General features: G+C 38.2%; 20 protein-coding genes. 15 read left to right on the top strand and 5 right to left on the bottom strand.

The annotated features are described in order from the left end of the window. Positions 1–259: 259 nt before the first annotated feature. The 8 genes from IPM92_04390 to IPM92_04425 all read left to right on the top strand — a co-directional run bounded on the left by IPM92_04390 (position 260) and on the right by IPM92_04425 (position 10,675). Positions 260–1,687, top strand: coding sequence for a T9SS type A sorting domain-containing protein (locus IPM92_04390; GenBank protein ID MBK9107624.1), 1,428 nt, complete (start codon positions 260–262; stop codon positions 1,685–1,687). An 82-nt stretch (positions 1,688–1,769) separates the two neighbouring features. After that, the gene (locus tag IPM92_04395) at positions 1,770–2,693 is read left to right on the top strand and encodes a TerC family protein (GenBank protein ID MBK9107625.1); all 924 of its coding nucleotides are present in this window, start codon (positions 1,770–1,772) and stop codon (positions 2,691–2,693) included. Between the two features lie 107 nt (positions 2,694–2,800). Then, the gene (locus tag IPM92_04400; GenBank protein MBK9107626.1) at positions 2,801–3,757 is read left to right on the top strand and encodes a ChaN family lipoprotein; all 957 of its coding nucleotides are present in this window, start codon (positions 2,801–2,803) and stop codon (positions 3,755–3,757) included. A gap of 791 nt (positions 3,758–4,548) precedes the next feature. Then, positions 4,549–4,938 (top strand): DUF1801 domain-containing protein, encoded by a 390-nt coding sequence (locus tag IPM92_04405; protein MBK9107627.1) that lies wholly within the window; start codon positions 4,549–4,551, stop codon positions 4,936–4,938. Between the two features lie 33 nt (positions 4,939–4,971). Next, complete coding sequence (gene ggt, locus IPM92_04410; protein MBK9107628.1) at positions 4,972–6,678, top strand: gamma-glutamyltransferase; 1,707 nt, start codon at positions 4,972–4,974, stop codon at positions 6,676–6,678. A 44-nt stretch (positions 6,679–6,722) separates the two neighbouring features. Beyond that, entirely contained in the window at positions 6,723–7,535 is an 813-nt protein-coding gene (locus tag IPM92_04415; GenBank protein ID MBK9107629.1) for a helix-turn-helix transcriptional regulator, read from the top strand. Positions 7,536–7,616: 81 nt separating this feature from the next. After that, positions 7,617–8,654: a methyltransferase domain-containing protein gene (locus IPM92_04420; protein MBK9107630.1), complete on the top strand. Its 1,038-nt coding sequence runs from the start codon at positions 7,617–7,619 to the stop codon at positions 8,652–8,654. Positions 8,655–8,929: 275 nt separating this feature from the next. Beyond that, positions 8,930–10,675 (top strand): VCBS repeat-containing protein, encoded by a 1,746-nt coding sequence (locus IPM92_04425; GenBank protein MBK9107631.1) that lies wholly within the window; start codon positions 8,930–8,932, stop codon positions 10,673–10,675. A gap of 522 nt (positions 10,676–11,197) precedes the next feature. Here the strand turns inward: IPM92_04425 and IPM92_04430 are convergent. Then, positions 11,198–13,045 (bottom strand): hypothetical protein, encoded by a 1,848-nt coding sequence (locus tag IPM92_04430; GenBank protein ID MBK9107632.1) that lies wholly within the window; start codon positions 13,043–13,045, stop codon positions 11,198–11,200. Between the two features lie 124 nt (positions 13,046–13,169). Continuing rightward, the gene (locus IPM92_04435; protein ID MBK9107633.1) at positions 13,170–14,384 is read right to left on the bottom strand and encodes a hypothetical protein; all 1,215 of its coding nucleotides are present in this window, start codon (positions 14,382–14,384) and stop codon (positions 13,170–13,172) included. Positions 14,385–14,741: 357 nt separating this feature from the next. Here IPM92_04435 and IPM92_04440 point away from each other — a divergent pair, with 357 nt between their 5' ends. Continuing rightward, positions 14,742–16,073: a hypothetical protein gene (locus IPM92_04440; protein ID MBK9107634.1), complete on the top strand. Its 1,332-nt coding sequence runs from the start codon at positions 14,742–14,744 to the stop codon at positions 16,071–16,073. A 31-nt stretch (positions 16,074–16,104) separates the two neighbouring features. Here IPM92_04440 and IPM92_04445 read toward each other — a convergent pair whose 3' ends face one another. The 3 genes from IPM92_04445 to IPM92_04455 form a co-directional block, all read right to left on the bottom strand. Then, the gene (locus IPM92_04445; protein ID MBK9107635.1) at positions 16,105–16,962 is read right to left on the bottom strand and encodes a response regulator transcription factor; all 858 of its coding nucleotides are present in this window, start codon (positions 16,960–16,962) and stop codon (positions 16,105–16,107) included. 50 nt (positions 16,963–17,012) lie between these two features. Continuing rightward, entirely contained in the window at positions 17,013–18,041 is a 1,029-nt protein-coding gene (locus tag IPM92_04450) for a hypothetical protein (GenBank protein ID MBK9107636.1), read from the bottom strand. A gap of 212 nt (positions 18,042–18,253) precedes the next feature. Next, positions 18,254–20,977, bottom strand: a complete 2,724-nt coding sequence (locus tag IPM92_04455) for a CotH kinase family protein (protein ID MBK9107637.1) — start codon at positions 20,975–20,977, stop codon at positions 18,254–18,256. Positions 20,978–21,181: 204 nt separating this feature from the next. Here IPM92_04455 and IPM92_04460 point away from each other — a divergent pair, with 204 nt between their 5' ends. The 6 genes from IPM92_04460 (at position 21,182) to IPM92_04485 (ending at position 26,467) form a co-directional block, all read left to right on the top strand. Beyond that, positions 21,182–22,246, top strand: a complete 1,065-nt coding sequence (locus IPM92_04460; protein ID MBK9107638.1) for a DKNYY domain-containing protein — start codon at positions 21,182–21,184, stop codon at positions 22,244–22,246. Positions 22,247–22,549: 303 nt separating this feature from the next. After that, the gene (locus IPM92_04465) at positions 22,550–23,383 is read left to right on the top strand and encodes a hypothetical protein (GenBank protein ID MBK9107639.1); all 834 of its coding nucleotides are present in this window, start codon (positions 22,550–22,552) and stop codon (positions 23,381–23,383) included. Then, the gene (locus tag IPM92_04470; protein ID MBK9107640.1) at positions 23,380–24,237 is read left to right on the top strand and encodes a T9SS type A sorting domain-containing protein; all 858 of its coding nucleotides are present in this window, start codon (positions 23,380–23,382) and stop codon (positions 24,235–24,237) included. Before IPM92_04465 ends, IPM92_04470 begins: the two co-directional genes overlap by 4 nt. Before the next feature lie 132 nt (positions 24,238–24,369). Continuing rightward, the gene (locus IPM92_04475) at positions 24,370–24,834 is read left to right on the top strand and encodes a DUF1572 family protein (protein MBK9107641.1); all 465 of its coding nucleotides are present in this window, start codon (positions 24,370–24,372) and stop codon (positions 24,832–24,834) included. Between the two features lie 164 nt (positions 24,835–24,998). Continuing rightward, entirely contained in the window at positions 24,999–25,481 is a 483-nt protein-coding gene (locus IPM92_04480; GenBank protein MBK9107642.1) for a DUF2238 domain-containing protein, read from the top strand. 449 nt (positions 25,482–25,930) lie between these two features. Continuing rightward, positions 25,931–26,467: a GNAT family N-acetyltransferase gene (locus IPM92_04485; GenBank protein ID MBK9107643.1), complete on the top strand. Its 537-nt coding sequence runs from the start codon at positions 25,931–25,933 to the stop codon at positions 26,465–26,467. The last annotated feature ends 357 nt before the right edge of the window (positions 26,468–26,824 follow it).

The raw sequence follows: 26,824 nt of genomic DNA on the forward strand, positions 1-26,824 counted from the left end.
ATCCAATAATATCATAAATTCGCAGGCAGCTGCGAAGATTTTATAAATTCGATCACTTTATTGGAGAGTTTAGAGTTCAATGCCATGGGATTAAATTGAACTGGAATTTTTGAAAGTACATCCGCATTTTAATTTATTTTCTAAATGCATCCAAACCTTACTTAATCGACTGTTTCATGCAATCGACAAGATTACTTAACTAAATTTAATGAACTCAAATGTATATTTGTTCGCAGCACAATCATATCAAAGTCAAATTATGAATCGCAAAAAGCTTCTTTTCTACATTTTCTCCTATTGTCTTTTACATACTTTTGAAAAGCGCCTCCAAGCCCAAGCCATCTCCGCCGGCGGTCGCCACAGCCTCGCCATTTGCGCAGATAGCACGGTGGTGGCCTGGGGTTATAATGGCTTTGGGCAACTGGGCAACGGCAATGAAATAGAACAACATTCGGGTACAGCGGTTATTGGATTGACAAAAATCATTCATGTGGCCGGTGGGTTGTTTCATTCCTTGTTTGTGCACAATGATGGCAGCGTTTTTTCCTGTGGCCGGAATGCGACCGGTGCTTTGGGAGTCGGAGGTACGACAAATGCATTTATACCTTTGCTGATCGGTTCCTTGAGCAAGACCAAAAAAGTAGCAGCCGGCGGCGAGCATTCGCTGTTTTTAAGCGAAGACGGCAGCGTCTGGGCCTGCGGACAAAATGCTTCCGGACAATTGGGTGATGGCAGCAATCAGACGAAGACCAGTCCGGTACGCATTTCGGGACTCAGCGATGTAGTTCAATTGGCAGCAGGTGCCGAGTTCTCCCTGTTTCTCAAAAGCGACGGCAGCGTCTGGGCTTGCGGACATAATGGTTTCGGTCAATTTGGAAATGGTAGCAAAAAATCATCGAATGTGCCCGTACACATCAATGGACTGAGTGGCATCGTGCAGATTTCGGCCGGGGAGTGGCATTCCACTTTTGTAGATAAAGACGGCCGGGTCTATACTTGTGGGCGAAATCAATACGGACAACTGGGCGATGGCACCACGACCGACAAAGAATTGGCAAGCCTGGTTCCGGGATTAGACGATATACTAATGGCAGAAGCCGGAGGTATCCATACTGTATTTGTAAAACGCGATGGCAGCGTATTTGCCTGCGGCCTCAACAGCGGGGGTAATAACAACGGACAATTGGGCGATGGTACGACGATAGACCGATCCAGTCCGGTAGGAGTGATACCGGCCTGGTTTCCCGGCGACATCATCCACGCAGAAGCCACCCGTGAGAATAGCCTTTTTGTTCGCAGTGATGGATCACTTTGGGCCAGTGGCCGCAATAACTATGGCCAGCTGGGCATAGGTGCTTTTAGCAATAACAATGCTGCCACAGCGTTGCCGGCTACCGCGGTTTGTAAAACTGTATGGCTTACCGCGGCTGAAGATCCTAAAGAAGTACATTCCATAAATATTTATCCGAATCCGACACAGAATTCTATTTATGTCGATACCCAAGCCGACCTAACGGATGTTAGCATCGTAGTATCCGATGTTTCATCACGGCCCATCCACATTTGGGAAAATGTTCAAGAAAAAACGCTCAAGCTGGACCTTGATTTAAATGCGGGAATGTATTTCTTAAAAATCGTAAAAGATCATAAATTGTTGACCTGTCGCAAGTTGATGATTCAAAAATAGGCTTTTGTGAGCTCCTTTTCCATCTTCCGAAATTCAGTTTTAGGCCATATCTTTGGACTTCAATCTTGAGATCCCCGCACACATGAATACGGATATTCAATTCTGGATTTATTTTACACTGTTCATCTTGGCCATGCTGGCTATAGACCTGGGTATTTTTCACCGAAAATCGCATGCCGTCAGCTTTAAAGAATCCTTGATGTGGACTTTCGTATGGCTCATCCTGGCCATGCTTTTTAATACGGTGGTGTATTTCTGGAAAGGTCCGGAAAAATCTTTCGAGTTTTTAACAGGTTATATTATTGAATTGTCGTTGAGCGTCGATAATTTGTTTTTATTCATTCTCATTTTTAAGTATTTCCACGTCCCTGTTGAATACCAGCATCGCGTACTGTTTTGGGGGATCTTGGGCGCGCTGGTCATGCGCGTCATTTTCATTTTTGCGGGCATCGCACTGATTACCCAGTTTCACTGGATCATATATGTTTTTGGTGCTTTTATCATCTTCACAGGTGTTCGAATGTTGTTTCAATCCGATCAGGAAGTACATCCCGAAAGAAATGTCATCATCAAAGGAATTAAAAAAGTATTTCCGGTCACCAAGGGTTTTTATAAAGACAAGTTTTTTATCAACAGACAGGGCATCCTCATAGCAACCCCTCTGTTTATCGTTCTGGTGTTTGTTGAAATCACAGATTTAATTTTTGCAGTAGATTCGATCCCTGCGATTTTGGCCATCACTACAGATCCTTTTATCGTATTTACTTCCAATGTATTTGCCATTCTTGGATTACGCTCCTTATATTTTTCGCTGGCGGGTATGATGGGATTGTTTCGATTTTTACACATTGGACTGGCGGCTATTCTCATTTTTATTGGTCTCAAAATGGTATTGGCAGATATTTATAAATTGCCCATCGAAGTTGCGTTAATGGTAGTGCTGGCTATTTTGGTGATCAGTATTATGGCTTCGCTGATTGGGAAGAAGCCTAAAGCTAAAAGCTAAAAGCTAAAAGCTTAAAGCGGACCGGGGTAAACAGGTTTGAAAACATTTTTAAGATGGTCGGGATAAACAAGATTAATGTGATTTGGAGGATTCAAAAAATAATAGGAATGAATGTAAACAGGTTTTTTTTGTTGGGCTTTGTATTATTTCAATGCATGCATGCATTCGGGCAATTATCCGATTTAAATTATAAAATATACGCCACTAAAACCGGGAGGGAGATCAGTCTTCAGGAACTGGCAGCAGACGCGAAAAATTATGATGTCGTCATTTTTGGGGAAGAGCACAATGATTCGGTAGCGCATTATTTGCAAATTAAATTGTTGGAATTGCTGTATGATAAATACCCACAGCGCCTCGCACTTTCTTTGGAAATGTTTGACAGAGATGTACAGCCGGTGATGAATGAATATTTAATGGGAAGTATCCGTGAAAAGAATTTCACAAAAGATGCCCGCGTATGGAGCAATTACCGGGACTACAAACCCATGATTGAGTTTGCAAAAGCAAAAAAATTGGATGTGATTTGTGCAAATGCCCCCAGCCGATACACTAATCTCGCAGGTCGGAAAGGTCAAAAAGCATTAATGGATTTGCCGGAAGTATCCAAAAAGAATTTTGCACCCTTGCCCTATGATACCGCTTCCGGAAAATATTATGAAAAACTCATTAACCTCACTGCCCATAGTCCGGCGCCAACTACCGTTGCCGACACGACTAAAAAAGATACCGCTGTTAAAATGCCGATACCGGCGATGAACATGGGCGGATTTAATCTGATCATGGGACAATCACTTTGGGATGCAACCATGGCTTACTCCATATTCAAATACCTTAAGAAAAACAAAGAAAAATTTGTGATGCATGTCAATGGCCGCTTTCACAGCGATGAACATTTTGCAGTCGTCACGCAACTCAAAAAATACAATTCTAAATTAAAACCTTTGGTGATCTCAGCCGGACCTGATGATTCCTTTCCCAATATGGATTGGAGTTCATTGAAATATTTAGGAGATTATGTGATCATTACGGATCCAAAGGTTCCCAGGACCTATGAGGAATAGATTTTACTTGATGGATGATAGAATTTGGTTTTTAGCCTTACAGACAATACGTTTGCCGGCTTCAGCCGGATAAGTTTGGCTGATCAAAAAAATGAATATAGGAAAACGGATCAAAAAAATGCTTTCATTAAACACTTGATATCAATAGGAATGGGTTTCAACCCATTCCGTATAATTCATTCCGGTTATTCCATTCAGCAATCCACACAAACCAATACTAACAAACGTTCGTTGGTTAAAACAGTAACATATTATTTTCATAATTATCATTTGCAATAAATCATAATGCCCATTTACGTCAGCCGGCTTCAGCCGGATAAGGATCCCGATCAAAAAATGAACATAAGGAAATGAATCAAAAAAAAGCTTTAATTTAATACCTGTCATCAATAGGAATGGGTTTCAACCCATTCCGTAAATCCATTCCGTAAAATCCATACCAAACATCCCATCCCACACAAACCAATACTAACAAACGTTCGTTGGTTACAACAGTAACATATTATTTTCATAATTATCATTTGCAATAAATCGGAATGTCCATCAACGTTAGCAGAATTCATCCGGATAAATTGCCATGATGAAAAGAATGAATATATGGAAACAAAAAAAAACTTTAATTAAACACTTGTCATCAATAGGAATGGGTTTCAACCCATTCCTTCCAATCCAATCCATTCCAAATTATTGATCCCGGCATTATTAAAAAGTAAAACAAAGCATATCTTTACAGAACTTTAAACACTCAATCTTTCGTCTTTAAGCATTAGGCTTTTAGCTCTCTTGAAATTATGAACTCAGAAATTCAGGCATATCATGAAAGACAATTACCCGGTGACCGGGCAATTTGCGAAACACTTGCACAAGAAATAGATGCGGCACTACCAGATGCGGAGTCCAAGGTCTGGCATGCGCATCCGGTTTGGTTTTTGGATGGAAATCCCATAGTAGGTTATGATAAACTCAAAAACTGCGTACGACTCTTGTTTTGGAGCGGACAATCTTTCGAAGAAACTGATTTAAAAAATGAAGGTAGTTTTAAAGCAGCAGAAAAGCGATATACCTCTGTGGAGCAAATTGATATTGAAGCATTGACCAGATGGTTGGATAAATCGAGAAATATTCAATGGGACTATAAAAATATAGTGAAACGAAAAGGTGTTTTGGAAAGATTGAAATGAGATAGTTATTAAGTTTGTCGCTTAAATCAACTCATGAAACAACTAAGCCTATCTAATACATGGTTCTTCTTCGGATTTAATTTTGTTTGGATTTGTTTTACCACAGCTGAGCTCCAAGCTCAGACTTTAGCGGAACACGGGATGGTGGTTTCATCTAATAGCCTCGCATCACAAATTGGTGTAGATATCCTGAAACGGGGTGGCAATGCAATTGATGCCAGTGTAGCTACCGCTTTTGCATTGGCCGTAATACACCCGGAAGCAGGAAATATTGGCGGTGGTGGTTTTTTAGTTTTTATGAATGATAAGGGTGCCGTTAGTACCATCGACTTTCGCGAGAAAGCTCCGCTCGCTTCCAATTCTAAAATGTTTATTGATCGAGATGGGAAAGTCATGAAAGATGAACACCATAACAGCATTCGGGCAGTGGGAGTACCCGGTACCGTTGCCGGACTATATCTCGCACATTCCAAATATGGTCGCTTGCCTTGGAAAGAATTGCTGCAGCCAGCCATCAATCTGGCGAAGAATGGCATTGCGATGAGTTGGGGATTGTACAAAGCAGCCAAACAAATCGTGAAATCGCGGGCTTCTATTCCATTTATGAGAAACTATTTTAAAAATGGCAAAGATGAAGTCACAAAGCCTGGAGATCTATGGAAACAACCAGCCCTTGCCAATACCTTAACGCTCATTCGCGACAAGGGACATGATGGATTTTATAGCGGACCGGTGGCTCAGGAAATTGCCCAATTTATGGAATGGAATGGCGGCCTCATCACCATAAAGGATCTTCAAAAGTATAAAGCCATTGAGCGACAAGCGATTCATGGAACATACCGGGGTTTTGATATTTATTCCATACCGCCTCCGAGTTCAGGTGGAATTGGATTAATCGGAATGTTGAATATGGTGGAAGTAGCAAGACTCGATACCTTTGCATTTAATTCTGCTGGATACGTACATTCGTTAGCAGAAATCATGCGACGTTCTTTTGCCGACCGGGCGGCTTTTCTAGGCGATCCAGATTATAATACTGATCTGCCAATTGAAAAATTAATTTCAAAAGATTATGCAAAGAGTCGCTTGGCAAATTTAGATATGGAAAAAGCGTCCATCAGCGATTCAGCTCGCTTCGGGCAGATTTATGAAGGCGATAACACCACGCATTTTTCAGTAGTTGACAAAGATGGCAATGCTGTAGCGCTAACCTATACATTGGAATATTCTTACGGATCCGGTTTAGGTTCAGAAAAATTAGGATTCATATTTAATAATGAAATGGGCGACTTCAATCCGGAAGCCGGCGTCACGAATACTTCCGGGCAAATTGGAACCCTGGCCAATCTCATAGCACCGGAAAAAAGAATGCTTTCGAGTATGACCCCAGCCATCGTTGCTAAAGATGGAAAACCTTACTTAATTATTGGTTCACCGGGTGGAAGAACCATCATCAATACCGTATTTCAAACTGTATTGTGTGTGCTTGCTTATAAAATGCCGATCGACAAAGCCATTGAAGCGATGAAAATCCATCATCAATGGTTGCCGGATGTATTGACCTACGAAAAACATTTGATGTCACCCGATACGAGAATACAACTTGAAAAAATGGGCCATCGTTTGCGCGCGGTCGATAACCTGGGTTCGCTAATGGGGATCTTATATGATCCGGAGTACAAGATCTATACAGGTGCAGCTGATTCATCCAGCCCGGATGGGGGAGTGGTTGGGTATTGAATACATTTAATGCTCTTTAAAAACAGAAGTAAATATATTTCAGGATGATTCCGGAAACCCAATATTACGAACCAAAAGGAAATATTGAAAGCCAGATTATTAAATGTATTTGGAAACTTTCAGATGATCATGCAGATGAACGAACTGAGCTCATCCTTCCCAAAGGTACCGCGGAAATCATTTTTAATTTTTCAAATCATGTAATTTACCAAAGTTCTCTAAATAATATTGGAATTACTTTACCGGACAGCTTTATCAACGGAATCAACTTAAAACCTTTTAAGTTGATCAAAAAAGGGCGGCAGGAATTTCTTGGAATTCAACTAAATGATATAGGCTTGAAACTTTTGTTTGATATACCAGCAAATGATTTTAACAACAAAGTTTATGAAAGTGCACTGATTGATCGTACTTTGAATTCAATGGCATCCGAATTACACAGCAAAACTAATTTCGGAGACCAGGTTCAAACTATTTTGAAATGGATTCGTAAAAGGGTTTCAAACTTGGAAGGCCATAAATATCAGGAGAGATTATATACTTTGCAAAATGCCTGTCAGATAAAAGATGTAAAGGTGGCAGATCTGAGTAAGAAATGTTTTCTTTCTGATCGGCAAATGCATCGATTTTGTTTGGAATGGTTTGGAATGAATCCGGCCACTTATCTCAAATATCAAAAATATTTGTGTGCATTAAAGCTCGTTCACAAAACACAAAATACTTTAACCCAGGTAGGAACGCAGGCGGGCTATTACGATCAATCGCATTTTATGACAGAATTTAAATCATTCGCAAACATCAGTCCAAAAAATTATAAGCAGGCTATCAAGGGAATACCCGGACATATCTTTCTTTAAGAAAAAATGTCTGATTTGTACAATTTTTATTCACATGTATAAATCTAAATTTGCCCTTTAGCATTCATTTAATTTTTGAACATGATTTACAAATTTTCAATTATTGAGAAATTATTATTGGCAAATGATATTATACCGCATCCCTTTGCAGATGCAGCTTCGTCTGTGGGGCTTGGTTTTGCATTGGGAACAGCCATTAAATTAAAAATTGCCGATCAGCTTTCGATGGATTATTTATCTATTGATGACATTGCAACAGGAGCTAAAGTAAGTCGGAATGGAGCAGAGATCATCTTAAATTGTTTGGATGCGTTGGGTTATGTTGTTAAAAATAACAACACATATGCTTTTACGAAAAGAGGATTTAAAAATTTGTCCCCGCATTCCCCGAATAATTTCAGATATTTTATTCTGTTTTGTGACCATTTATACAGGGGTTATTTAAATTTGGATGAAACGATTCGTTTAGGTAAGCGGCCTCAATCATCCATGCTGGAAGAAATGTCAGCGCATGAATGGGAATTATTTTCTCGGGCCATGATCGATATCTCCAGCACGAATTATAAAGAAGTCTGCGGGAAAATACCCATTCAAAAACAGTATAAACAAATTTTAGATCTGGGTGGATCGCATGGGTTGTACAGCATAGAACTTTGTAATCGGAATGCAAATTTGCAGGCGAAGATTGTTGACTTGCCACCTGTAGCAAAGTATGCACAAGAATGTATTGGTAAAAGCAGCGTTTCAAGTCGCGTTTCTTTTATTGCTGCAGATTTTATGAAAGATGTACTCCCACCAGAAAATGATGTCATTCTTGCTTTCAATATTATACATGGGCTTAATGTCAGCGAGAACCTGCATCTTGCCCAAAAAGCATATCAGCTTTTAAATCCCGGGGGGATTTTTGTAATTTTAGACCAAATCAAGGGTATAGGTGGCAGCTCACAATTAGCAAAAGCCACGACATCCTACATGGCCCTCAATCTTTTGCACCAGGCTGGTGGCAATACCTATTCATTTGATGAAATTCAAGAATTCGCTACAAATGCAGGATTCAAAAGTGCAGTCATGAAAAAATTGAATGCTCCGGGTTTTGGTTTGGTGATATCTACTAAATAAATAAACTTCTGTCGCCTGGGCATTCCTGCCATAGGTCAAATTTGGTTATTGATGTGACATGTGGATCTTTTTCCGCAAATCTTGCAGATACATTTTCTGCTTAAAATCTGCGCATTATCTGCGCAATCTGCGGAAAACCCCACGGATGCCCAAATGTTAAATCTACCCTCATTCACATTATCGCATTCACATTCATTCTATTTCAATCGTTCATTTGAATCGGAGCACTATACTCCCAAACTCTATTTGGTCAATTAGTTAAAAACGAAGTAAGTATGCCAACGCTTAGAATGATACTGATGCTTTTATATTGTAGTCCCGTACTCCATGCTCAAGGCGGCTGGATTTTAGATAAAAATCCAATGAATGCAACAAGTAGCTTTACAACTATTTTCAACTATGTAGGTTGCTCATTTATTGACCTCAATGGAGATGCATTTGTCGATTTGTATGTTGCTCCGCAGACCTTGTTTCTGAACAATGGCGATGGTACTTTCAGACAAACGGTTTCTTTGCCTTTTATGATCCGCAATGGTGTTTTCGGCAGCAGCAGCGCCGATCTTGATAATGATGGCGATAACGATATCATATTAGCCGGTGTGCCCTCCAAATTTTTTTTTAATAATGGGGATGGAAGTTTTGCAGATTCTACCAGCAGGATTCCGAATTTTGGATTGTATGGAAGTTGGGCTGTAGCTATTGGCGATGCGAATGAAGATCGTTTGCTGGATTTTATATTTGCACATGCATTTGGATACCATGCTCCGGCTCCAAATTCAACTTGTAAATTTTACAGGCAACAGTCACCGGTATTTAATCCTTTGAGCCTAAACCTGTATCCACTAACGAGTGTTTTTTATCCTTATACCAACCCTTACTGGAGTGATTATGATTTGGATGGAGACATGGATTTATTTATGGCCAGCGGTCCGGTATCGGGAACGCCATTAAAAGATTTCTGTTATAAAAATCTGAAAATAGAGACGGGCCTGGATTCGCTTGTGCTCATGACTTCAGAATTATTTGCAAGTCAGGATCAGGATGGCCAATGTTATAATTTTATAGATTGCGACAATGATGGAGATTTGGATTTGTGTTTGACCAATTATTACAGCACTCAAACGCGATTATATCAAAACAACAGCGGTGTGTATGCGTCCATTCAAACGCCTTTTACGAATGCCACAACGAATATTTCAAATTGTTGGGGCGATTACGACAACGATGGAGATTTGGATGTCATCATCACCAATGACAACCAGCCCGCACGTTATTATCGCAATAACGGGAATATGTCTTTTTCTTTTTTAACGAGTGGATTTTCGACATCAACAGCCATCGGCAGTATCAGCAATGCTGATTTTGATAACGATGGTGATCTGGATATTTTTACAAATGGACTTGGCAATAATGGGCATACAAGATCTGTAGGATTATACATCAATGATACGGTCGCTGGGAATCGCAATTTTGTAAATTTTAAACTTGTGGGTACGACTTCAAACCAATCTGCTATTGGCACTATAGTAAAAGCCAAAGTCAGCATTAACGGAATTCCCGTCTGGCAAATGCGTGAAATAAATGCACAAAATACTTTTCAGGGGCAAAATGATCTGCGGGTTCATTTTGGATTGGGAGATGCCCCAAAAATAGATAGCCTCGTGGTAATCTGGTCTTCGGGAAAGATTGAACATTATATGAGTCTTAACTCCAATTTATTCTTTCAAATAACGGAGGATGTGGGTATCAAAATACTTTCAGGGACAAGAAATGAAAAAGCTGAACGACTCATTCGAATTTTTCCAAATCCGGGTCGTGACAGATTATATATTGAAATGGGTGAATCCTTAAATATTCCGCGCGCTTATCAGCTTACAAATATACAGGGAGTCGAATGTATGAAAGGAGTTTTTGATCAACAGGTTCTTATTTTAGATATAAGTCAGTTAAAGACAGGGGTGTATTTTTTAAATTTATATACAAATGGGGGAATTGTTACGAAGCGATTTTTGAAAATGTAAATGCGTTCACCTCACCTCACCCCCGACCACTCTCCACGAAGCGGAGAGGGGAGTAATTCATGGTTCTTTTAAAAATGTTTTAATTTTTTAATAGCAGTGGCCGAGCAGAGTCTTTGACTCTGCTCGAGTGTTTGGGAAACTCTTTTTTCAAGTCGGATGATGAATTGATTTATTTTGTTTCTGGCATAATTGTCTATACGGACGACAATGAACTTTCTATCGTTACGGAATGGGTTGAAACCCATTCCTATTGATAGCAGGATTTAAAAATGAGCATTTGCTTTTGATTTGATTCCAAATGATCATTTTATTGATCAGTGCTGTTGAACCGGCTGAAGCCGGCTGACGTAATTATAATATCGATATATAACAAACGTTTGTTAGTAGAATATTCCAACAACAAACACCCAACATCTATCACCCAACATCTACAACTAACACACTAACATCTCCCGACATCAGAAAGTCTTTGTTAATAAGAGGCATCTTCATGTCGGGACAACTAACATCAATCAACTCATTTTATTCAAACACAATTTTTGCATAAGCTGTGCTTCCATTTTCGTCTCTTAATAGCAAGTAATATAAACCAGATGGAAGATCCTTTCGATCTAATCTGAATAAGTTTCCGGTCCAATGATAGTTTTGTAAATGACGACCATCCGAAGAGATCAGGGATCCAGTGAGTCGATGATACTGCCATTCCTCCGGAATGTAAATGTCTGCATAATTTCTGGCAGGATTGGGTACAGAAACTAACATACGTTTGTTATTTGATTGAGGGTCTCGTACTCCGGTAGTTTGTTTCAAACGAAGTAAGGCTACATTGGTCAGTACTGGTTCATTGTAATCAAAATAGATTCCGGCAGTATTGTGAACGAGCGTTCCAACTTTTAAGTTGGGTTTGGGTCGGATACTGTATAGGAAATAGCCATGTGAAAGTGATTCGTTGAGGTTGCTGTCGGGCAGTAGGATGTCTTTAAAGAAGAGTTCCAGTTTTCCGCTTTCTTCCAATTTGAAGCTGTAGGGATGGCTGGCGTCGACAGGAAGAAATGTAGACCAATCGAGAGCGTAATCAAGTTTATCTTCAATGCGGATGTTAAATGCAGTATCCGTTCCTGTGTTTTGGAATCGTATGAGATATTGCAGCAACGTATCGGAGCTATGAAAGTGATCTTCTGATGAACCGCCAACGAAAGCCGTTTTATCATTGGGATCAAATGCACCCACGTTTTCATCACAAACCCAAATACTGTCTCCGATAGGTAGAAAACGCATGCATTCCTGAGGGTTGTCGATTGAGTAATTTATACAATGTTCCTGGCCCAGGCTTGCTGTACAGGATATTTTAAATTGAAAATTGAATACGGCCGATTTACCTGATTTTAGTTCCGGGATAGTGAAGGTCCATTCGTTTCCAATTACAGATGTTGGATTTACTGAGGCTTGGATGTTTTCAAAATAAGGATCGAGAACGATCGTGATTTTGGTATTTTGAGCAGCTATAGAACCTTCGTTGCGTATTTTGAGCGTGGCCCAATTGTTATCAAAACATCGTCTCAAACGACCCATCACCAAACTTGAAAAAAGATCTGCGCATTGTTCTAAAGGTTGGACCAACAAATCGCGGTAGTCGTTGCTTTGATTGGGCTGAATGCTTATTTGTTGAGGAAAATTGCAAGGCGACCAAATCAACGATGGACTTTGGAGCTGCATGTCATAAGTGCCATAGGAGACATACGATTTAAATTCTCCCGTTGGATCGACAGGTAAAATGACCGACCGATTATTTCCTTTAAGGACTATTTGAAAGTTTCCGGTTTTATTTTCAAAACTATCCCTGAAACAATTCAATTGTTCATCTTGCAGAACATTACCGGAGATGAGACCGTTTGCAGCATCCATTTTACCGGTATACTTATACAGAGGGGAATGGTTAATGGAAGCATATAAAGTGTCGTTGTCGCCCCGATACAAATTAACTCTGCTGTTGTCTATCCATTGGACTCCGTCAAGACTAATTTCACGGGTCTCATTTGTTAGTACATTAGTTACTTTTATGTTTGATGTGTTTACTCCTGATTGGGTATAAATATTTTCAAATTCATCAATGTACAAAACAGTTTCATTTTCGGCGGGTTCATATTTATGTGTTGTAGCTCCATAATCGATAGAATACATCAGGTGATAATCAAAATTGTCATCATAAGCATACCACCAGAACACATTATTTTGGGTCAATGTTATTCCATACAAATCATCAATTCCTTTTGCGTAGAACTTATTCCATGAGATCCCATAGTCAAAGGAATAATGCATCGAATCCGTAAATTGAGTACCATATAAAATATTTTGTCTGGACAACTTCAAGCCATAGCTTGTAGTAACACCAAATGTACCTTCTATGATATTCCAGTTATCGCCTTTGTCATAAGAAATTAATGATTTATCAAGTGAAATGAAAATGAGATGTCCTTGACTATTCTTATATATATTATCTAAAAAAAATCAGGTAAAGGTTTTGCATAAATGTTTTAAATAAATCCTCACTAAAATACAAACTGTCAGAAGTAGCATACATTAATGTACCATCCTCCCATAAATGCAATTCTCTATTTAGGTCTAAGTGTAATTTTTGCCAATATTGTCCTCCATCTGAGGATAACTGGTAATTGTTTTGACTGCGGCACAAAATTTGATTTTGTCCAATTTGTTGGACGTTGTTTATGTTTGGCTCAACCAGCGGCAATTCCATCTCATACATATTACCAGAGGCATCAAGGTAATATGCATTGGAACCGTTATCAAATAATATGGCATCATCATCTGCTATGGAAAATTTAGTCCGATAATAAATGGATTCCAATTCCTCAAGATTGAAACTAGGATCTTTGGTCCAATTGATACCTCCGTCACCGGAGCGATAAACATAACGGCCTATTCCAAGTAATGTACCGTCTTTCAATGGGATTATCTTGGTAATATATATATTCGGGTCTATGTTTCTTTTGGTCCAAGTGTTTCCAAAATCTTTTGAAACAAAAAAATCATTATCGTAGTCAAATAAAGTATTGGATGGAAGGTGATAAAGCAGGTTCCTGCAACATCGCGTATCTGAAATTTTTCGAAGATTAGAGCCGTCGTCATTAAATTTCCAGATTTCACCTGAAGCGCCTAATGTTCTGCGTACAAAATTTTGGTGATTGCCTAAGCATAAAGATTCAAGGCTATGAGTCCACCAGGTTTGACGGTTTGATGAGCCCGTTAAAATATTAAAAATATAAAAATCACGGGTGCCCCCATAATAAAGTGTTCGGCCATCCGGTGAAAAATTATAATCTTCAATAGCAGCTAATGCACTTGTTATTTTAAGCCAGGTATTCGCTAAAGAATCCCACCGATAGATATCCTTATCATCAGCTAAAAAGACCTCACCAATAGCTGATTCTTTAAGAGTAGCATTGGAAGCTGCCTTTGTACCAGGCAAACCAAGATCTCTTCTCATCCAGTTCTTGCCTCGGTCTGTTGAAAAAAACATTTTCCCCGAAGCGGAAAAGCAATAAATTTCTCCTTTATCACGGGTTATGATAGAAGTTGCGACAGAAGCGCCTACAGGTCCCGCTAACTTCTCCCAACTTTGTCCATAAATCACTTGAATACTTGTCGTTGCAAGGAATGCAAATACGAGCAGTGTAATGTTCTTTTTCATGTTTAAAAATGATGGGTCAAGTAAATAAAAAACATTTGCCAGGTTAACAATTTCACTAATGTCAAATGCGCTGGCTACCAAAGATAATCAGGATTATACTCAAATCAAATGAATTTTCAAGGAAAATCTAGATTCTTTTAAATTTTAACTAAATTAATTATTTAAAATCGCCACGCCAACGTTTCAGATTTGAGTCGAAAGAATGCAAGGGTCGTGTCGGCAAAGCAATAAATGTGATGAATAGTCTTCACAATGAATTTAGCTGAGCGTGGGTTGTGTTTAAGTATGAGAATCCATTTATGGGAGAGCTTTGAGTAGTATGAATTTTATAGATTTGCATCTGGTTCAGAATCAGAAATGATACGTGATAAATTTGTTAGAGTAATTAGTTATCTAGGTGCTGCCTTGGCATTACTGATTCCTGCTTTCATAAATGGATATCCACTGGTGTATTCAGATACTTCCACGTATTTGGCTTCCGGCTTCGAATTGGAAACGCCTTTTGACAGGCCTATCACCTATGGACTGTTTATTCGGTTTTTTAGTTTCAATGGTTATTCTTTGTGGACCGTACTACTCGCACAATCCGGAATTCTGGCTTTTCTGGTGATACAGTTGACGAAACATGTTTTACTAAACAATAGCTTGTATCCTATACTTGGGTTTGTAATTTGTATATTTCTTTCTTTGTTTTCAAGTGTATCGTGGACGGCAAGTCAAATCATGCCGGATATTTTTACGGCTATTATGTTTTTGTCCATAGTATTATTATTGGAGGACGATGCATCCCGGAAGAAGCGTTACTTTCTCTATTTTATATTTTTGATTTCCTGTGCAATGCACATGTCCCATGTCACCATCATTTTTGTTTACTTGCCGATATTGTTCCTGTTCAAAAAATTTCTGCAACCATTCCATTTTAAATATAAATCTATTCTGTACTTAGGCTTGCTGACGGTAGCTTCTTTGTTGACTATGGGCTCAGCGCTTTCAAAGTCAAAGCATGTATTTTTGATGGGTGCATTTGTTGAACATGGTATTATTGAAAAATATCTGGATGAAAATTGTAAATTTAAGACATATCAATTGTGTGCCTATAAAGATTCATTACCTGAAAAGGCCTGGCAATTTGTTTGGGACGAAACCAGTCCATTGTATAAGCTGGGTACTTGGGGGGATAGTAAAGAAGAGTTCAATTCTATTATCTGGAATACGTTTACCCAACGCAAATATATCATAGAACATATCTATGCATCGGTCCTGGCCACCATGGATCAATTGACACAATTTCAGATTGGCGATGGGAATAAACCCTATACGGAAGAAACAGTTCTCTATCAAAGAATTCAGAAATATGTACCCTCAGAATTGCATTCGTATGCAAGTTCTAAGCAAAACAAAGATGAATTAGGGTTTATGACTTGGTTTAATCATTTACAGCTTGCGATCGTATGTATTTCATTAGTGTGTTTGATATTTTTTATCATTTTAAAAGAGAACAGCTTAAACAAGATCAAATTATATTTAGTATCTGCTGTTTTTATAAATGCATGGGCTTGCGGCACCTTTGCCAATGCTATTGACCGACTCGGCAGTAAAATGATATGGATTTTCCCATTATTGGTAATCCTGATTCTGCTCAGGATATTTAATGAAAGACACCAACTATTAAAAGCAAACAATGAATAATGGAGTAAGCTACGGCAAGTAAATACAGTGCTTACTTTTTAATTTCGAGGCGGTAACCGACGCCGTGTATTGCAGCAATGGCAACAGAAGTATCGACCGCTATTTTTTTGCGCAACCTCGACACAAAAACATCCAAACTCCGACCTACCAAAATCCCTTCATCAGCCCATACTTCCCGGAGCAGTTGATCTCTCTCCAATATTTGATTTTGATGATTTATTAGCAATTTGAGCAATTTGGTTTCCCGGAAAGTGAGTGTCTGCCTATCGTCAGCACAATACAAGATCTGATTTTCAGCGTCTAATTTTAAATTTCCAAATTCCAAGCACTCAACTTCTTCGATAGATGTAATTACTTTATGATCATTTTTATTTTTTTTATATATCCAAAAACTCACCAGACCCACTAATGCAAAAAGGATCCAAGTCAATTTCGATGAATGGGTTTGCTGTAGTTGAGTTGCTTCCAGAAAACTGATTTCAATATATCTGCAGGCTTTGGGCAATTCGCGACCCTGACAAGGAACTTGATTGGTATTTAGAAAATCATATTGATGATAACCAAGTTCAATTTTTGAATCTTCGCAATTGCGAATGCTTACCTGATAAGCTTGTTGAATGCCATATAAATCTAGTGAAGTTTGGAGAATAAAGGGCAATTGTTCATATCTGAAATCGCGTTCAAGTCTAACTTGCCAAACGCCCTCTTTGATTTGTTCAACCGAAGGTATGCGGCTGGTGCTGTCTCCGGAAGCTCTCAAAAGGCCATCTGCTGTGCGTCTTAAGGCAAGGTTGATGTTTTCAGTTGAAACTGCTGCTGTAATCGTTGACCCAGCTATTAATTCATATCCTGGTAAAATAGAAATTGCGACAAGGATAAGTTGTCGCAATTTTATGAGGGGGTCATTCTGAAACATCCTTCAAAAATACACCTATTTTTTTAGCATCCTCTGTTTGCTTTGACGGCATAGATCATATGGCCGGTTGATGAAAAGTTGAAGATGTGATTTTCTTTGGTGGTCAACACGCGTTCCCAGGTTTTGCCTCCATCTGCCGAGCGGAAGATACCCGAATCTATACTGCAAACCATAAAATTTCCAACTTGTGTTAAATCGTTAATAAAGTTAGAAGAGGTTTTGTCTAAATTCAAGTAAACGTATCTACCGACTTCCAATCCTGAATCAATTCTCTTCCAGCTTTGTCCATGATCAGATGAAATCAGCAATTTATTGGCCATCCCTTTTTGATTTGAATTCTTATCTTTAGAGGCTTCATCTTCGTTGGTAATTGCATACAATTGCTCGCCGATAACTCCGATATTCCGAAACATATTATTTTCGCGAAGCACCCAATTCCAGGTCTCACCGGAGTCTGTCGAACGGAGTATGCCATTCGTTGAGTTGGCCAGAATAACTTTATCTTTTTGAACAAGTTCAAAAACTTTTTCATCGCCTAATGCCAGATTCCAGCTTTGCCCGTGGTTTGAAGATTTGTAGATTCCATGGTCGGTGCCTAAGAGAATATGCTCATTTGGGCATTCAAGCACAGCCCATTTCCAAACTCCATTTAAATTTTTAAAAATGGGCAGCCAGGTTCCGGTATTCTGAACTTCTCTATAAAAGCCATTATCAAAATTGCGGGCAAAACGTCCTGAACGGCCGGAAAATACACCTGAAATTTTATCATTCAGGAATACATCTTTCTTCCACATAGGGCTTTTTAATTTTACTGGACTCCTATAAATGCCATTGGCGGAACTTAGAATGAGCTCTTCACCATCTGCTATGATGTTTGTGACTTCCAATTTATGAGGGAGTCCACTACTTACATCCTGCCATGTCAATCCACCATCTGCAGATTGAAATACCAGATTTGAGGCTACAGGTGAACATTTAGGTTCATGTAGAATAGTGGCAGGGCTCGTTGTTTGAATCAGCATTAAAAGTGCAAATACGAAGTTTGATAACATATTAAGTGTTTTAGATGAAGGGGTAAAATTACTGGCCATTCCATTTTAAGCTCATTTTTTGATGTAAAAGGATGTAACATAAATGTAAAACTGTGTTTCAGGGCAATTGGAAAGGCTTGGTTGGAGGAATTAAATTGCGATTTGGATCGACATCCGTGTGTTTCCCGCAGATTTGCGCAGATCTGCGGGAAACAAATCGAAATGTTGAATCATTAATCGACGATAACCTTAAATACATATCCTCTCGAATCGGAAAACAAGTTTCCAAAATAAACTCCTTTAGGCAAATGTTCAATTTGAATCGTTTTTGTTTCAGGAATTCCAACATTTCGGTAAAACGAATAGACCAATGCCCCTGTACCGGAATAGAACATCAGGGATTTTATAGAATGCTCACTGCTAATCTCGAATGTACCGGAATTGGGATTCGGCGATATGCGTACTTTATTTGAATGAAGGTCTGAAATGCCTACAGGACTGCAAATCACTTCAAATAGTTTCTTGCAACCGTTGCTATCCGTCACTTCAAGAGTTACCAATTTTTCAAGAGTTTCAAGTGTATCCGATTGACTACCTGTACTCCACAGATACGTATAGATTTGAGCAGGGTCTGAAGGAATGAAATAGAATTTACAAGTTTGTCCTAAAGCTCCGGGTTCTGTGCCAATTTTTCCTTGAATTTCTTGATGTTGAACAATTTCCTTGGATTGGCTTGCTGTGCATCCGAATTCATTGGTAATTTTTAAGCTGTATTGGCCGGAAGCAGTCACTTGTATCGAAGATGTGCTGTCGCCGGTATTCCACAAATGCCTGTCTGAAGAATTTGAGCTCAACACAATGCTGTCATTCGGACAAATGCCGAAGGGTCCGGAAATGTGAACCTGGGGCAAAGGATTTACCTGGACAGAAAAGACATTACTAACGATCGTTTGTAAAGCACAATTTAAATCAATCCTGATGTTAAACGATCCTGGATTTGTGAATTTCAACAATAAATTGTGATTTTGGTACAATGTACTATTTCCCCAACTGCTATTCAGTTGGAGTCCATATAGAGGATATCCCAAATTCGATAAATAGGAATCGTGTAATACCAGGCTGTCCCCAGCGCAAATTTGGAAACTGTCTATTCCAATCCAATCATTTATAAGAATTATAGGACTATTTTGTGCTACTTGTATGACCCGATGATTTCGGTTTAGATTATAATCATTGTCGTTGGGTAAAGCAATTTTTTCTTTACTCATCAAAAAAGACAATGCATCATAACGAACGACGAGATAATACGATAAATTTGGAATTGACTTTGGAAATAATACGCCGACATTAAAATTGGTATCTACCAAAACGCTGTCGGATCTCAGCAGCGCAGCCCGTCTTTCAATTATTAATGTGGAATCATTGCCATCGCGCAATTCAACCAAGACCCAACGCAAAATATTTTGTGGAAAGCTGTTCACAGATTCTGCACCAGCATAGTTAAAAGGCGAAGTATGAAAGGCTTGTGTTTTTGTAAGCATGGGCCTTACACCTGTAAAACATTCCGGGTCGAGCGGAATCTCTATTTTAGCAATAGGAGGTGGTGGAATGCATCTACCGATTAAATTTGCATCCATCCAGTTGAGTCTATTGCGTATCCATGTTTTAAACAGGTTCATTTCATCGTTATAAGAACTGGCTATGTATGCATTAAATCCACCGGGATTTGTTCCAAGGATTTTCCATTTGGTAAAATGTCTTTTTTGTGGAATATCAAGGGTATCAAATGCATATCGGTTGAGATATTGAAAAAGATAATTTGTGTCCATAATTGTTTTGCGCAATTCTAGATACCGGCATTTTAAAGCATTGGCATAGTTGCTGTCCTGAAGCAATCTTCTCCACATGATTGGAGTAGGCAATGTTGCTGGAACACATCCGTCGTACATCCATCCCGTGGTTTGGGCTCCCGAGCAAAAGCTGGCATTGCCAAATGCGAAATTATAATCCCAAACCGGGCCTGCTTTTAACTGTCCTTTACTGCCATCGGCTTCCAGTTTTTCCTTATAGAAAAAACTGCTGGCTTTGTAGGCATCGATATTGCGGGAGAGTTCAGTCAATATAAAATAATCGATGAAGGAATTTACACTTAAATATTTTCGATATCCGTTTTTAGGATCTGCAAATCCTGTAGATGAAATCGACAATTCTAAGGTATCAATAAAACTGCGAATGTAATTTTGTTGTTTAAGTTTGATATCATCCGCTTCCGGATAGTGAAATAACCAATTGATATCTGAATTGGTCGTTGACTTGACTTTAGAAATAAAACTCAAATCTGCGGCATTGTTTTTCTTATCGATCTTCATGATATAACCTCCGGTCAGGTCCCGACCTGTTGTATCTTCAGTTGTGAGCTTTGCGATATCTACCCGGTCAGCGCCTCTTTTGATCGACTCCATCATGATATAGACTCCTACATATTCGTTGTTGAGTATAACTTCACAAAATCGGGTTCGAGGACCCCAATGCCCCATGTTGTTCCATAAATGGTACGTCAATACATTTCTCAACATACTAATGTCATTATAAGGCGCATACAGGATCCAATCTTCTTCGGCGGGCATGCCCATTATAGAAGCATCGATATCATCTCCATTGGTGCTGTCGCGCAATTCAATGCCATATTGTTTTTGTGGATAGAATTGGGAACTGTTTCCCCGGATCTCAATCGCAATGAAATTATTGTAATTGAATTTGAAATCTTTGATTCTGTTTATTTCTCCTGGCCCATTATCAATGATCTTCATGTGTGCCAGGATTTTGGGTTCGTTAGTTATGGTTTGGCCGCGGGTGTCGATGATACAAATGGGCAGATTCGAGGAGTCCAGTTTTACGATTTGGGCGTGGATGTATAAGCTCCACATCAAGAGCAATGCAATCGTTTTAAATTTCATAAATTTCAATTTCACACTTTATCTTTCAAATGTAGGATTATTTTATCAAATACTGTAAATCGTCTGATGGCCAGCTTATTTTTTTGAATTTGCATAATGATGATGTAATCTTTGGCGAAAAATTATTATTTAAGTTTTCGTAAGTAGCAGAAGCGACTTTAATACAGTACATTTAAGTACATTTGCTTTACATAGATAAAATTCATGAATACTATTTTTACTACAATTTGCTTGCTTATTATTATTGGCTTATTTATATTTTTTAGTTGCCAACCGAAGAGCCAATCTAAATCCAAAACAAATAACATCGGAGATTTTACAATTCAAGGTAATAAGGTCTATTACAAGGATACAGAAATATCCGGAATGGAAGCGAATACTTTTAAGCTTATTGATGAATACTATGCCAGGGATGCTAATGTTATATTGTGGTATGATACCTACAGAAGCAGCAGTGATTATTTTATTTCAAAAAAAATAAGAACCAAAATCATGCAAGTGGCTTCAGTGGATGCCTTCCAATCACTTGGATATGGGTATGCAAAAGATGATACCAACTTATTTCTCAATGGGGATAAAGTTTACATTAAGGACCTGGTAAGTTTTCGCATGTTGAATGATTTCGTCTATGCCGATCAGTATCATGTGTACTTATATGACAAAATAGTAGATGGAATAGACGGGGCTAGTTTTCAGTTGGGAGACCTTCATTACGCTTCTGATGCGACCCAGCATTTTTTGATTCGAACAGACGAGTTTGGAAAGAAGCATTTTTCGAAAATAGATTGCGATTATTCAAGTTTTGAAATTTTAGAATATCCTTACGCCAAGGATAAAGTAAATGTATATTATGAAGGGAAAAAAGTAAAAGGCCTGAATTCCGCCCGGTTTAGACTATTGGGGCACGGATATTTGACAGACGGTGAATTCATATTTTATAGAAATAAACCATTGTCTGGTGCTGACGCTGCTTCCTTTCACGTATTTCAGGAGAATGAAAATTTTTTAGGAGAACAGGTCGTGGCGCGGGACAAAAACAAAATTTACATCCAAGACAAACCACATGCAGACGCAGATGTAGAATCTTTTAAAATTCTAAATGAAAATTACAATAGGGATCGTAAAAATGTTTATTTTATAGATAAAAGGATAAAGGGTGCAGACCCGGAAAGTTTTGAAGTCTTGCCTCATGCCATCGGAGAGACGGATGCGAGAGATTCCAAATATAATTATTTTGAAGGCAAGAATATGGGCGTTCGGCAGGATTAAAGGATTTTAAAATATCCTGAAACTCAGAGCATATTTTAATTTCTTTTTTATTTTAAAGTTCTAAAACTTTTAATGAAAATGCGCTTATACTGTAAGCGGTATGCAGGCTATCCAAAGATTGAAAAGCCATTTCAAAGCGACCCATCTTTTATTGCGTATTTAATTTTGTTTTAACACTTTCAATTCATCCTAAAATTGATTTATCTTTGATAGGAAACCTGGCAGCTTTAAATGGACCTGGAGACTATTTTATAATGAGAATTCTTTTGGGATAATTGCTTTTTAATAATTTAAATTTAGTATATGATGAGAGGAGTTTTTTTTATACTGTTTATTTTCTCCAGTGGTAGTTTGTTATGGGCTGCAAGTTTTTTTGTTTCTCCGTCCGGTTCTACCTCAGGCGATGGAAGTTTTCAAAAGCCATGGACCTTACAGTTTGCCTTAAATCACCCGATGGCTGTATTGCCGGGTGATACTATTTGGTTGAAAGCTGGTGTGTATTTGAATTCTTTTGATTCACAATCTTCCTTTAGTTGTTTCACAAATGGGACAGACAAGGCGCCTATCATATTTAGAAATTACAATAACGAGAGAGCCATCCTGGATGGAAATATAGTGTATACACTTTATTCAGGTTTTGGAAACTGCAGTTATACCTGGTTCTGGGGTATAGAAGTTCGAAATTCTATGTCGGTCAGCCGAAATCAGAATATCGGTGGCGGGGTAACCTGCACCGCCGAAAACATGAAATTCATTAACATGATTATTTATGACACGGGCCACGGATTAGATGTTTGGAAGACTGCAAAAAACACGGATGTCTATGGTTGCATCATATATCATATCGGGAATAATCTAAACAACAATGGAAATCTCGAAGGGCATGGCCATGGATTGTATTTGCAAAATGATACCTTCGGAATGAAGAAGATTCATAACAATATCATTTTTAATACCTATGGCAATGGGATTAAAATATGGCAAACTACGACGACTGCTGCAATTGGAAATTTTGACATTCAAAAAATATTTTATTTAATGGAGGGGCGGCTTCTGAAAATTTGGGTGGCGTTGGCAATAATTCTAGGACGCATAATTTTTTTGTACTTTCTAATGGCTCGAATAATCCCCTGTTGAATACGGTCATTAAACATAATTATACTTATGCAGGAACGAATATGCCACGCCCGTCTGTGAACGCATTTGGATTGAACCATGGGGTTCGCAATTTTATTTTGGATAGCAACTACCTGACTTGTCAGACACGTTTGGGTTTTAATAATACGCCCATTTTTGATGCTTCTGTAAAAGGAAATAAAATTATGGCAGGAATACCCGCAGTTTATGGTTATTATTTATGGGGGTTTACCCAAACGGATTTTCCATTGAATGATTACTTTCCGGAGAAACCCAAGCAAGGGCCGGAATATTTTATTATCCCGAATGGATTTGACCCCAATCGAAGCCATTTGGTCATATACAACTGGGATAGCGCATCGACAGTGAATGTAGATGTAAGTGCAGCAAATGTGTCAGAAGGGGAGACTTTTTATCTTGTAAATGTTTTGGATTGTTTCAGCGATACGATTAAAGTTGTATGTCCGGCAAACAAAAGAATTGATGTGCCAATGACTGGAATGTCCTTTATTTATCCGAATGCTTCGACCCAAATTCCTGCCACCCCGTTTCCAGAATTTGGTGTGTTTATCCTTATTAAGAAATCTCAAAAGTTTGTAAAAAATTTTGAATTTATTCCGGAGTCATCAGAAATTAGGGTAATACCAAATCCTAGTTCCGGAAAAATAGAAATCAATAAGCTTCAAAATGCATTGGCCCTGGTTCTAGAAAATAATTCCGGAGTGCCCATTCTTAGTTATAGCAATATTGCAGAACAATTGACCATTGATTTGAGCCCATATCCGAAGGGGATGTATTTGTTAAGGATCATTTATAAGCACAAAACGATAAACAAATGGGTGCTGCTTCTTTAAATTGGAAATAAATGTAATTAGAAGATATGTTTAGTAATTGATAGTTGGGACCAGTATAAACCAATCTGAAGTGTATATCCAGCATTTATTTTTATGAATTAACTTTTATCAGGATCTAACTTATTCTTGAGTATGGAAATTTCTAAAATGATCTCAAAACATCTTCGCGAAGTATATTTTGGTGGTAATTGGACTTGCGTGAATTTTAAAGAAGTATTAAATGATGTGGACTGGACTCAAGCTACCAGGCAAGTAAATGATATGAATACGATAGCAGTCCTCATGCATCATGTAAGTTATTATGTGACAGCTCAAATAGAAGTGTTGAAAGGAAATCCTTTGAATGCAAAGGATGCAGACAGTTTTGACCATCCTCCAATCCATGCACAAAAGGATTGGGATCAAATGTTGGACTCCATTTGGAGAAATGTCGAAAACTTGGCTCAGTTGATTGAAGTATTGCCAACGTCAACTTTGACACAAGTTTTTCAGAACGAAAAGTATGGACATTATTATAGAAATTTACAGGGAGCCATCGAACATGCACATTATCATCTCGGGCAGATAGTCCTGCTTAAGAAATTATTGAAACAATAGGCGGAACTAGCAAGAAGCAAATGATTCTTGGTACGGTGAACCTGGCGTTACCGATTGTAGAATTTCCCTTAATATTGTATGAAATTCAGTAGGGATTAAACATTGTTACCCAGTATTGTCGCTTTGATATATTGGGATTTACCTTAAATTTGAAATCATAAAAAATGCGTTTTACAATAGCTATTTCCCAAGATCGCACTCCGATTCGGAGAAATTATTGGATTTGGTGCTTTATAACTTTGTTTGGCATTCTTTGGGCGAATACCTTAATAGGCACAACGGATCTTCATAATTGGGTGCTGGAAAATACGCTCACGATAGCATTCATCCTTATCTTGATATTTACATTTCAAAAATTTCAATTTAGCGATCTGAGCTACTTGCTCATTTTTTTGTATTTGTGCCTGCACGTGTATGGATCAAAATATACCTACGCAGAAAATCCATTGGGGTTTTGCTTGCAGGATTATTTTCACGCTAGCCGCAATCATTACGACCGGATCGTTCATTTTAGTTTTGGATTTTTACTGGCTTATCCAATGCGGGAGATGTTTCTCGTTGGTTTAAAATATCCTAAACTCGTTGCATGGATATTGCCCATTGAATTGACTTTATCCATTAGTGGATTATATGAACTCGTCGAATGATTTTCTGGTGCCGTTTTGGCCACAAGCATAGTTTCATTTTCGAAAAAGGTTTTCAATATCTACGGACCAAAAAATGAATAATCTAGCGGTTTAAATTTTGGAGTAATTGAAATAAAATTTTATTGGGTGAAAGAAAATTCTTTGTTTCATGAAATATATAGATAACATGGAGAACTGAAGGAATGCAGGATAAGGAAATGAAAAATTGGTAATAAGTCTCAGCGTTGTATGGGAAAAGTTTGCAGATGATGCCTGATATTGTTTCCAATAGGATTTAAGAGTGTCAATCAAAGCTTGCGCTATTTTAGTATTTCTAGTTAATATTTTCAATAAGCCTGCTACATTTATGCTTGAAAATTATATACCTGGATTTGGAAAAGATTGAATTATATAGTAAATTAATTTTGCAGTTTTATGAAGTAGATCCTTAAATAATTATCTTGGTAAGTATGAAAATATTTGTAGAGACCGAACGCTTTATTTTACGGGAAATAGTACCGACTGATATTGAAGGACTTTATGAGTTGGATTCAGATCCTGAAGTGCACCGCTATCTGGGTAATGAACCTGTAACAGACAAGGATAAATTGAGCAATGTAATTCAACTCATCAGACAACAATATATAGACAACGGGATAGGTCGGTGGGCCGTTGTGCATAAAAAAACAGAGGAGTTTGTAGGTTGGTCAGGTTTAAAATTGGAACGTAATCTGATTAATGATCACCAAAACTATTATGATCTAGGATATCGCATTCAGAGAAAGTATTGGGGGCAGGGCATTGCGAGTGAAACTGCTAAAGCAACTTTGAATTTTGGAATTGAGCAGCTTCAGCTTCAGGAAGTTTTTTCGATTGTGCATTGTGATAATTTAGCGTCACAAGCTGTATTGAATAAATTGGGCTTCGTAAAGGATGGAATTTTCGAATGCGATGGTGAACCACATTTTTGGTGCCAACTTAACATCGAAAATTGGCTTAACAAATGATATTATAAATGCCAGTTTTAGGCTGCGGTATAAAATTTATGGCCATGGAGCTGGACTAAAAAAGCAGGTCAATCATTCTGATTGATTTATAAAATATTAAATTATATAATTGAAATACAGAATGTAATACATGTAATTAGTTATTATATGATTGATTTATGAAGATTGTGAAATCCGAAATTCCAATGGGTTTTGCTATTTGGTTAATACTAAATTTAAATGATTATCTAATGGGCCGGACTTATCTTTGATATTCTTAAAAATTCCATTAGCCATAGGATATGTATGTAGGCAACCTCAAAGATTTTTATTGCAGTGTATGTGGCAATAGGTCAATTTTTAAAATTCCTTTCATTT

Source organism: Saprospiraceae bacterium (genome assembly GCA_016719615.1).
Lineage (GTDB): Bacteria > Bacteroidota > Bacteroidia > Chitinophagales > Saprospiraceae > Vicinibacter.